7 protein-coding genes are annotated in these 9,944 nt (G+C 60.3%); all 7 read left to right on the forward strand.

Translation table 11 applies throughout. The annotated features are described in order from the left end of the window. The first annotated feature begins 114 nt into the window (after nucleotides 1-114). The gene (locus EN750_RS06630) at nucleotides 115-816 is read left to right on the forward strand and encodes a GntR family transcriptional regulator (RefSeq protein ID WP_127267874.1); all 702 of its coding nucleotides are present in this window, start codon (nucleotides 115-117) and stop codon (nucleotides 814-816) included. Nucleotides 817-827: 11 nt separating this feature from the next. Next, nucleotides 828-2,420 carry a sugar ABC transporter ATP-binding protein gene (locus EN750_RS06635; protein ID WP_127395958.1) on the forward strand — a complete coding sequence of 531 codons (1,593 nt, stop codon included), beginning with the start codon at nucleotides 828-830 and terminating at the stop codon, nucleotides 2,418-2,420. Next, on the forward strand, nucleotides 2,408-3,406 hold the full coding sequence (locus tag EN750_RS06640) for an ABC transporter permease (protein WP_127395959.1): 999 nt from the start codon (nucleotides 2,408-2,410) through the stop codon (nucleotides 3,404-3,406). The genes EN750_RS06635 and EN750_RS06640 overlap by 13 nt, the downstream gene beginning before the upstream one ends. A gap of 54 nt (nucleotides 3,407-3,460) precedes the next feature. Then, nucleotides 3,461-4,411, forward strand: a complete 951-nt coding sequence (locus EN750_RS06645; protein ID WP_023808960.1) for a substrate-binding domain-containing protein — start codon at nucleotides 3,461-3,463, stop codon at nucleotides 4,409-4,411. 72 nt (nucleotides 4,412-4,483) lie between these two features. Then, entirely contained in the window at nucleotides 4,484-5,077 is a 594-nt protein-coding gene (locus EN750_RS06650; RefSeq protein WP_013533129.1) for a DJ-1/PfpI family protein, read from the forward strand. A gap of 1,282 nt (nucleotides 5,078-6,359) precedes the next feature. Next, nucleotides 6,360-9,095 carry an AMP-binding protein gene (locus tag EN750_RS06665; protein ID WP_245482639.1) on the forward strand — a complete coding sequence of 912 codons (2,736 nt, stop codon included), beginning with the start codon at nucleotides 6,360-6,362 and terminating at the stop codon, nucleotides 9,093-9,095. Nucleotides 9,096-9,115: 20 nt separating this feature from the next. Next, nucleotides 9,116-9,944: NAD(+) synthase (gene nadE, locus EN750_RS06670; protein ID WP_127395960.1), on the forward strand; the 829-nt coding region annotated here is incomplete at its 3' end.

Consider the following 9,944-nt stretch of genomic DNA (forward strand, 5'->3'; position numbering starts at 1 on the left):
GTCTAAGAGCGTGTCTCTCGCCCCTAAAAAATATCCGCTTTAAAATCGTATAGGATATAGGATTGCATCGACGGAACCATCGTGTTAGCAGTCCTCACTGTCAAGAGGCAAAATATGCAGACCGCAAACTTACCCGACCCAAGCGACGCCACCATTGGAGCTGGTCGCATCCAGCGCGCCAACAGTCTCGTCGAAGATGTCTATGAAGCCATCTTCGCGCAGTTGATGGCGCTGAAGATCCCACCAGGCTCACGCATTACAGTCGACAGCCTGGTCAAGGAATTCAACGTCTCGCACACGCCGATCCGCGAAGCCCTTGGCCGGCTCGAAGGCGAAGGCCTCGTGCTCAAGACGCATTTGATCGGTTATCGTGCCGCACCCCAGATCACCCGGCGCCGTTTCGACGAATTGTACGAAATGCGTCTGCTGCTCGAACCGCATGGCGCCGCGAAGGCCGCCGCAATGATGGACGAGGCCAAGTTCAATGTGTTGCTCGAAGCCGCCGGCGTGATGTCACGCCGCGAAGGCAAGGATGATCGCGTACGCTATTCGAACTTCGCCAGGCAGGATGCGATCTTCCACGACAAGATCTTGGAGTTTTCTCAAAACGAACTCATCCGCGAGACGTTGAGCCACCAGCACACGCACTTCCACATCTTCCGCCTGATGTTTCATGCACGTGTGACCGAAGAGGCACTTGACGAACACGAGGCGATTCTTGCCGCGTTCGGCTCTGCCGATCCCGATGCCGCCGCAAAGGCGATGCGCATCCATATAGAGCACTCGCGCGATCGCCTGCTCCCGGCATTCGATTGAGGTCGGAACGGATGTCCATTGCCGCGAATATCGCCGGGGAGGGCGGGAGCACGTTGTCCAGCAATGCGCATGGTTCGCTCGAACCGGTGCTGCGCGCCCAGCAATTGTCCAAGCAATACGGCCCGGTGACGGTGTTGTCGGACGTCACCCTAGACGTCCTCCCCGGTGAGATCCACGCCATCATTGGCGAGAACGGTGCCGGCAAGTCGACGTTGATGCGGCTGTTGTCCGGCTATGTCGAGCCAAGCCACGGCACATTGTCGATGAACGGACACGCGGTGAAATTTGCCAAGCCCAGCCAGGCACAGGATGCCGGTATCGCTTTGGTTCACCAGGAGATCCTGCTCGCCGAGGGGCTCACGGTCACCGACAATCTGTTTCTCGGGCGAGAGCTTTCGCGTGGCCTGGTCGTGGATGACCGCACCATGCGCCGGCTGGCAGCCGAGAAACTGGAGCAGATCGGTTGCGTGGTCTCGCCGAGGGCACTGGTGCGCGACGTCTCGCTGGCAGACCGGCAGATGGTGCAGATCGCTCGTGCTCTGCTTGACGACTATAAATTGGTTATCTTCGACGAGCCGACCGCCGTTCTGACCGGTGGCGAGGTCGAGCGCCTGCTGGAGATCGTCCTGCGACTGAAGGCTCACGGCACCGCCGTGCTGTATATCAGCCACCGGTTGGACGAGGTGCAACGGGTGGCCGACAAGGTGACCGTTCTGCGCGACGGCAAGATGGTCGGCACCTATCCCGGCAAGACGCTGAGCCAGATGGATATGGCGCGGCTGATGGTCGGTCGCGAACTGACCGCACTCTATCCTGAAAGGACCGCAGCGCCTTCGGATGTACCGATGCTGAGCGTGAGGAACGCCTCCGTTCCCGGCTATGCGGAGGACGTGTCGTTCACGGTCCACAAAGGCGAGATCCTCGGGTTCGCCGGCATGGTCGGCGCAGGCCGAACCGAACTCTTCGAAGGCATTATCGGCCTGCGCCCGTCGGCCGCCAAGGTCGAACTTGAGGGCAAGTCGATCCATTTCCAATCGCCGCGCGCGGCGATCGACGCCGGCGTCGGTTACCTGACCGAGGATCGCAAGGGCAAGGGACTGCTGCTGCAGGAGCACCTGGCGCCTAACCTGACGCTGTCGGCGCTCGGTGTGTTCCATCCCGGCCTCTCGATGGGTCGGCGCAGTGAAGCGAAGGCCCTGGAACAGGCCGTGGAGGCATATGACATCAGGCTGAAGAGCCTCGGCGCCAAAGCGGGCCAGCTTTCCGGGGGCAATCAGCAGAAGCTGCTGCTGGCGAAGGTGCTGCTGACCGATCCTTCGGTGGTCATTATCGACGAGCCCACGCGTGGCATCGACATCGCCAACAAGGCGCAGATCTATGCCTTCATCCAGGAGCTTGTGGCGAAGGGCAAGGCCTGCATCGTCATCTCTTCGGAGATGCAGGAATTGATCGGCATCTGCGACCGCATCCTGGTGATGCGCGAAGGCCGCATCACCGGCGAGGTCAGCGGCGCCGAAATGACCGAAAGCAACGTGGCGGTACTGGCGACCAGTGGCCCCAAGCCAGGGCCAAAAGCCAAGGGAGGCACAGAATGGCTGTCATGACCGAATCCGCACCCAGGCGTCGCGCCCTGGATCTCAATGTCAGTTGGACCGACATCGGACCCTTCCTTGCGCTGGCGGCCCTCCTGGTCGTGGGTTACCTCATCAACCACGATTTCCTGTCCGCCACCAACCTCGCCAACGTCATCACTCGCAGCGCCTTCATCGCCATTATCGCGGTCGGCGCGACATTTGTGATCTCGTCCGGCGGGCTCGATCTTTCCGTCGGCTCGATGGCCGCCTTCATCACCGGCATCACCATCATGTTCATGAACACGGTGGCGCCGCATGCCGGTATCTGGGCTATTCCCGCCGGCATGGCGGTGGCGATCCTCGTCGGCCTGCTGTGCGGGCTTGCCAACGGCCTCATCGTCACGGTCGGCAGGATCGAACCGTTTATCGCCACGCTGGGCACGATGGGGATTTTCCGGGCGCTGATAACCTATCTGACCGACGGCGGCACGATACCGATCGACCGATCGCTGCGCGAGGCCTACCGGCCTGTCTATTTCGGCACGGTTGCCGGCATCCCGGTTCCAATCCTCATATCCATCGCCGTCGCCGCGGTCGCATCCTTCATCCTGTACAAGATGAAATACGGCCGCAAATGCGCGGCGGTCGGCGCCAATGAGGATGTCGCCCGTTATTCCGGCATCTCGGTGATCAGGACACGGACCGTCGCCTATATCGTCCAGGGTGTCTGCGTGGCCATTGCCGCGATCTGCTACGTGCCGCGCCTGGGCGCCGCAACGCCGACGACCGGACAGCTTTGGGAACTGCAGGTCATCACCGCAGTGGTGATTGGCGGCACCGCGCTGCGCGGCGGCAAGGGCCATGTGTGGGGAACAGTCGCCGGCGCAGTCATCCTGGAGCTCATCGCCAACCTCATGGTGCTGTCGGACTTCGTCTCCGAATACCTCGTCGCCGCTGTTCAGGGCGTCATCATCATCATCGCCATGCTCATCCAGCGGTTTTCGAATTCGAAATAGCGCCGCGTCCGGACCACGCGGATCAACGTTCTTGTAGGTCCAAGGGAGAAGACAATGTTCAGTAGAAAATGGATTGCGGCGGCGACACTTGGCGCGCTGCTGCTGGCCGGCCAGGCCATGGCGCAAGACAAGAAGGTCATCGCGGTGTCGATACCGGCAGCCGACCACGGTTGGACGGCGGGCATCGTCTATCACGCACAAGCGGCGGCCAAGGAAATCAATGCCGCGTTCCCGAACGTCGAAGTGGTCGTGAAGACGTCGCCGTCGGCGGCGGAGCAGGTCAGCGCGCTTGAGGACCTGTCGGCCAGCCGCAAGCTGGACGCTTTGGTGATCCTGCCTTACAGCTCGGAAGAGCTGACTCAGCCGGTCAAGGCTATCAAGGACATGGGCACGTTCATCACCGTCGTCGATCGCGGTCTGACTGACGCCTCCGTCCAGGATCTTTACCTCGCCGGCGACAATATCGCGGTTGGCACCAACACAGCCAAGTTCATGATCGACAAGCTCGGCGGCAAGGGCGACGTCGTTGTGCTGCGCGGCATTCCGACCGTCATCGACGACGAGCGCATCAAGGGCTTCCAGGACACGATCAAGGGTACGAACCTGAAAGTCCTCGACATCCAATACGCGCATTGGAACAGCGACGAGGCCTTCAAGCTGATGCAGGACTATTTGGCCAAGTACCCGCATATCGATGCGGTCTGGGCCAATGACGACGACATGCTGCTTGGCGTGCTCGAGGCGGTCAAGCAATCGGGCCGGACCGATATCAAGCTGGCGCTCGGTGGCAACGGCATGAAGGACATCGTCAAGAAGGTGATCGACGGCGACGCCATGACGCCGGTCGAGACGCCATATCCGCCGTCGATGATCAAGACCGCGATCTACATGACCGTCGCCAACCTGATCGGCCAGGCACCCGTCCGTGGCACCGTCAAGCTCGACGCGCCGTTGATCACCCAAGCCAACGCCAAGGAATACTATTTCCCTGACTCGCCATTCTAACCCTATCCGATTTCACCGAAAGGCAGGGCGCGGTCTGCGCCTTGCCTAGCTCAAACACTGAGAGGAAGAGCCATGCCAGGCAAAAAGATACTGATGCTGACCGGTGAGTTCACCGAAGAATACGAAATCTTTGTCTATCAGCAAGCCATGGAAGCCGTCGGCCACACCATCCACGTGGTATGCCCGGACAAGAACGCCGGAGATCTGATCAAGACCTCGCTGCACGACTTCGAGGGCGACCAGACCTACACCGAAAAGCTCGGCCACTATGCGCTGATCAACAAGACTTTCTCGGAAGCTGAGAGGCAGCTCGATCAATATCATGCCGTCTACTGCGCGGGCGGCCGCGGCCCGGAATACATCCGCACCGACAAGCGCGTGCAGGCGATCGTGCGCCATTTCCACGAGGCCAAGAAGCCGATCTTCACCATCTGCCACGGTGTGCAGATCCTGATCGCTGTCGACGGCGTGGTGCGTGGCAAGAAGGTCGCAGCACTCGGCGCCTGCGAGCCTGAAGTGACACTGGCGGGTGGCACCTATATCGACCTGTCGCCGACCGAGGCCTATGTGGACGGGACAATGGTTTCTGCCAAAGGCTGGACGGCGCTTGCTGCGTTCATCCGCGAATGTTTGAAGGTGCTGGGAACGGAAATCCGCCACGCGTAAGCTTCTGGAACCGACGCATTCCCCAAGGGATGCGTCGGTTCTCTTCAATAGCGCCTCCATATCCATATCAATTCGGTCGGGATCGCGGCTGTCGAGCGCACCGGTATAGGCGAGATGCTCAAGGAGTGCCGCCTGGTTGCGCTGCTTTCGTCCTTCTTGTGCTGGTGCGCGGCGCTGTTTCGGCGTCCGGATTAGAGGTCGTGTCGTCGACCGTGCGGCCCGTCGTCGCCCCAAGCGATCACGCTCGGTGCCGAGGTCCGGTGAACAAGTTCCCACAAAACCTTCTGACGACCGTTCGATCGGCGCTCAGGCGCGACGTCACCATGAAAGCGGGATGCGCCTGAGTTCAGGCCTGCGTCAGTCAAGCTGGCATCGCGGGCAAATGGTCTCCCGGCGTCCGGGTTGGTCATCGGCCTGACGAAAAGAACGGCGTCTAGGAACGATTCCGGCCGGCTGCCGTTGCCTAACATTAGATATCTCTTATGGAAGTTGCGAAATGCCGCTGTGTCAGAATCTATGCCCTCTTGAAATGACGTTCAAATGCCCGCGTTGCGGATTGGCTTTGCTGAAACCCGGGCGCTGGTTTCAGGTTGCATCCAAATATCGCTGCGAGGGGTGTCACAGCGAAATCCGGATTACTTATCCCGACAAGATTGCACTGTTCCAGAAGCATGCGGCGCAGCGCGAGGCTCCACCTTCGCCAAAGCATAGCTCAGTCCTGACCAAGTCATTCAGCGGCTAGGCCATGGTCCTGCCAGGGGCGGCGGGGCGACTGAACGCTGACTGCCGGCGGCAGGGTTGCCTGTTGGATGGAACGAAATCCGTTCCCTGCGGTTGGAAGGTCATGCCTCCAGCTACACGCAATTGAACCGGCCATGCCCTGCAGTCAGGAGCAGTGATGCAAACATACCTGGTAGAGCAAATGGAAGGGGACGACGTGGTTGCGGCGAGTAATGTCAATGCGTCCAGCCCGTTCACGGCGGCGACTATATCAACAGGACGCCAGGTTACCCTGAGGACATGGGAAAACAACTGGGTTCGTGTCACGGATGAGCTTGGAGGGGAAGTATTCGCATACTGCTTCGTTTCAGGCACTGGCGAAGCGGACCGCAGCGCACAGCCCGACACTTCGGTAAGGTAGCACAGCCGAGCGAGCGCAGGCTGGCATGCTCAACTTCGAACGATTTAAGCGATCAAGACCGCCTCGCGCATCATCCGAATGATTGATGAAAAGATCATGCCGCGGGGCGATAAGCGGCAACAATCCTAGCGTGGGGCCCTTATGTCTCTGGCGCATTTAGAATCTTCGAGGGCGATTCAAACGGTGCAGGCTGACTACCAAGCGGTGGTCTCTTGTCGATGGTCAAAAGTTCCCGATCATGCTCTTGACGAGGGCGGGCCCGTTCTACGCCTGCATCAACGGATGGGAACTGGCTTCGTCGATATTCCGGTCTTTGATCACCTGAGGGAAATCGCCGGGCGTTATTCCGAGAAATTAGCCGCCAGCGACGGCACCAACCGACTGACCTATTCCGAGCTTTTTCGGGCGGTCGAGGCCTTGGCCAGCCGGATTGAAGCCGTCGTTCCCGACGGAAATGCGGTTGGAATACTTCAGGCCAACTCGGTCTGGTACACCGTTGCCATGCTGGCCAGCATGGCATCCGGTCGACCGTCGGTGCCGCTTAACGTGCGAGATCCGGACTCGCGCATCAACGAAATCGTCGCCGACGCGAGGCTCTCCGCCATAATTGGCGACAAAGGCCTCCACGGCCTTGATCTGCCCCAGCACGTTGCCCGGATCGAGATAGCGCAATCGTTGCAGGCAACGCTTCGTCCAGCTGGACACCGTACCGTTTCTGTCGATGCACCGGCAATCGTGCTTTATACCTCCGGCAGCACGGGCCGCCCCAAGGGGATTGTCAACAGCCAGCGGAACTTGCTGTGCCGAGTGCAGCAATATGTCGACGCGTGCCACATCAATGCGCAGGATGTTTTCCTGCCCCTGACCGGCCCGGCAACCATCGCCGGTTGTCGGGAAATCCTTGCCGCTCTTCTTACGGGTGCTACGTTGCAGCTTGTGGAGGTCGAAGCCGTGGGCCTGCGCGCGGTTCGCGGCCGCATGCAATCGGAAGGCGTGACGATCACCTATCTGGTGCCGGCATTGCTTCGCGCTCTCCTGGCGGATGAGCCCGCGGACGCCTTTGGTTCACTCAGGGTTGCCCGAATTGGAGGCGAGAAGGTGTCCTCGGCCGACATCCGCCTGGTGCGCAAGGCTGTCCCGCCAACTTGCCTGGTGCAGATCGGCTATTCATCGACGGAAACGACTGGATCGCAGTGGTTCTTGCCGCACGATTGGCCGGAATTCGATTCCTCAGCTCCCGTCGGTTGGCTGCTTCCGGGTATCAGCTTCGCGATTGTCGATGAAGAGGGTTACCCGGTTCAGCCCGGCAAGATCGGAGAACTGTTGATCAGAAGCCCGTATGTCGCACTCGGATATTGGGAAAATGGGGCAGTCGTTCCGTTTGAAATAGATCCCGACGACCAGACGCTTCGTATCTTTGCGACGGGCGATCTTGTGCAAATTGGGAGTGATGGCCTGTTGCGGATCATCGGTCGCAAAGGGCGCCAGATAAAGGTCAATGGGCGGCGCGTTGAGCCGGCCGAACTCGAACGGGTTCTGCGTGGCGCGCCGTCGGTGAAGGATGCCGTGGTTATCGTCACCCCGGCGAATGAACTGGTTGCGTTCGCCGTCCCGTACGGCGGGGCGGGAGCCAGGTTTTGCGACGAGCTGCGCCAACTTGCCAGGACAAAATTGCCGCCGGCGCTTTGCCCGCTGCGGCTCCATGCAAGCGCCGAGATACCGCGACTGGCCAGCGGAAAGATCGATATGGCAATGCTGGCTGCAATCGACCTTTCGGTTCGGGAAACAACGCCCCCACCGCAAATCCCCCATGCGGGAAATGAAGTTCCGGCTCATCAGATCGTACGGCGTGCCTGGACCAAGGTCCTCAAGACGCGGGTCGCCCTGGGGTGCTGGGATGAAGCGGGGGGAGATTCGCTTAAGCTGCTCCATTGCGTGATGGAAATCGAAAGCGCGATCGGGCAGGAGCTCGGATTGGAAGCCTTCACGGTTGGAATGAGCTTCGATGAGATGGTTGCAGCGGTCATTTCCGCTCAACGAGGCGGCGAGCACGCGCCCGCCTGGAAACACGAGCCTCCGCTGCTTTTCCTTTTCCCCGGGTCGGTCGGCTATGGTCCGAGCCTTGCTTCGTTCGCATCGGCAATAAGCAAGGTCGCCAGGGTGTCTCCCATCAGATATCCGGCCCTGGGCATGATCCTGCAAGGTCAGAACACTGTCGCCGCAATGGTCGAAGCTGCGCTCGATCATATCAACCGCGTGCAGCCTACCGGCTGTGTTCGCCTGCTTGGCCACTCGCTCGGAGGAGCGGTCGCTTTTGAGGTTGCCGCGCGTCTGCTTGATCAAGGGCGAGCGGTAGCGTTCACGGGCATTCTGGATACCAGTCTGGTTGGCGAACGCAGCAAGCGTTGGGAGACCATTACCCGGACATTTCACCGGATCCGAACCAATCGTATATCGGCTAGTCGGGTGGCGTGCCGCGCGCTTGCCAAGGTCGCGGTCAAAATGCACTGCGAATCCCGGCTTGCCAGCTTCCTCGACCGCTATGCCGAGGGTCAGTTCAACCCGACGAGCTTCAGAACCAAACTGGAACTGCAGGAGGTTCTGCGGGCGCGCGCCTTCTTCCAATGGCTGGCAGAACCCAGGCCGATACTGCCGATCACCGGCACCTTGTTCCGTTGCGCGCGGCCCGGAATGCCGCTTGCACTCGGGTGGGACCGGGCGTTCGTCCATCTGGACGTCATTCCGATCGCCGGCACTCACATCGACATGGTCGTGGAGCCCCATCTGACCATCAATCGCCCGCTCATCGAAAACGCTGTGACCGAGACCTACTCTTCAGTCGAGTCACGCCAACAGGAGGCAGTGTCATCGACCTGATCGGGGAATTCAGCAGCGATGTGTTGGCGCTCGATGCCCGGCTGGAGATCGATCGCATCGTCGAGACTTTGCGCGAACAGGTTCTCGGCACACAACGGCGTCGCGGAGTGGTCGTCGGGCTCTCCGGAGGCATCGACAGTTCGGTCGTCGCAACGCTGTGCGCACGGGCGTTCGGGAAGGACAAGGTGCTCGGCCTGTTCATGCCGGAGCGCCATTCGTCAGGCGACTCGTTGAGGCTTGGCCGCAGCGTCGCCGGGCAGCTTGGCATCGACACAATCCTTGAAGATATCGAGCCGGCGCTTGAAGGCATCGGCGCCTACGCCCGACAGATCGAGGCCATCCGAACTGCCGTCCCTGGATATGGCGAAGGCTGGAAATGCAAGCTGGTCATGGCATCGGTGCTGGAGAGCAGCGGCCTCAATATCACGCGCCTTACGGTCGAGGATCCGCACGGAAAGATCGACACCGTGCGTCTGTCGCCGGCGGCTTACCTGCAGATCGTCGCTGCCACCAACTACAAGCAGCGGGTTCGCAAGATGACCGAGTATTATCATGCGGACCGCCTCAACTATGCAGTGGCAGGCACGCCAAACCGGCTCGAATATGACCAGGGCTTCTTCGTCAAACAGGGCGACGGCATCGCCGATGTGATGCCTATCGTCCATCTCTACAAGACCCAGGTTTACCAGCTGGCGGAGTATCTCGGGATTGACCAGGAGGTCCAAACAAGGCCGCCGACCACGGATACGTTTTCCATGGCGCAAACCCAGGAGGAGTTCTACTTCGCTTTGCCCTATCAGTTGATGGATTTGTGCCTCTACGGCATGAATCACGGAATTTCGGCCGGCG

It is taken from the genome of Mesorhizobium sp. M7A.F.Ca.ET.027.03.2.1 (assembly GCF_003999175.1).
In the GTDB taxonomy this organism is placed as follows: Bacteria; Pseudomonadota; Alphaproteobacteria; order Rhizobiales; family Rhizobiaceae; genus Mesorhizobium.

What these genes read in the sequence shown, in the direction of transcription:
- EN750_RS06645 (WP_023808960.1), top strand. Translation starts at nt 3,461, where the DNA reads ATGTTCAGTAGAAAATGGATTGCGGCGGCGACACTTGGCGCGCTGCTG.
- EN750_RS06635 (WP_127395958.1), top strand. Translation starts at nt 828, where the DNA reads ATGTCCATTGCCGCGAATATCGCCGGGGAGGGCGGGAGCACGTTGTCC.
- EN750_RS06640 (WP_127395959.1), top strand. Translation starts at nt 2,408, where the DNA reads ATGGCTGTCATGACCGAATCCGCACCCAGGCGTCGCGCCCTGGATCTC.
- EN750_RS06665 (WP_245482639.1), top strand. Translation starts at nt 6,360, where the DNA reads ATGTCTCTGGCGCATTTAGAATCTTCGAGGGCGATTCAAACGGTGCAG.
- EN750_RS06650 (WP_013533129.1), top strand. Translation starts at nt 4,484, where the DNA reads ATGCCAGGCAAAAAGATACTGATGCTGACCGGTGAGTTCACCGAAGAA.
- EN750_RS06630 (WP_127267874.1), top strand. Translation starts at nt 115, where the DNA reads ATGCAGACCGCAAACTTACCCGACCCAAGCGACGCCACCATTGGAGCT.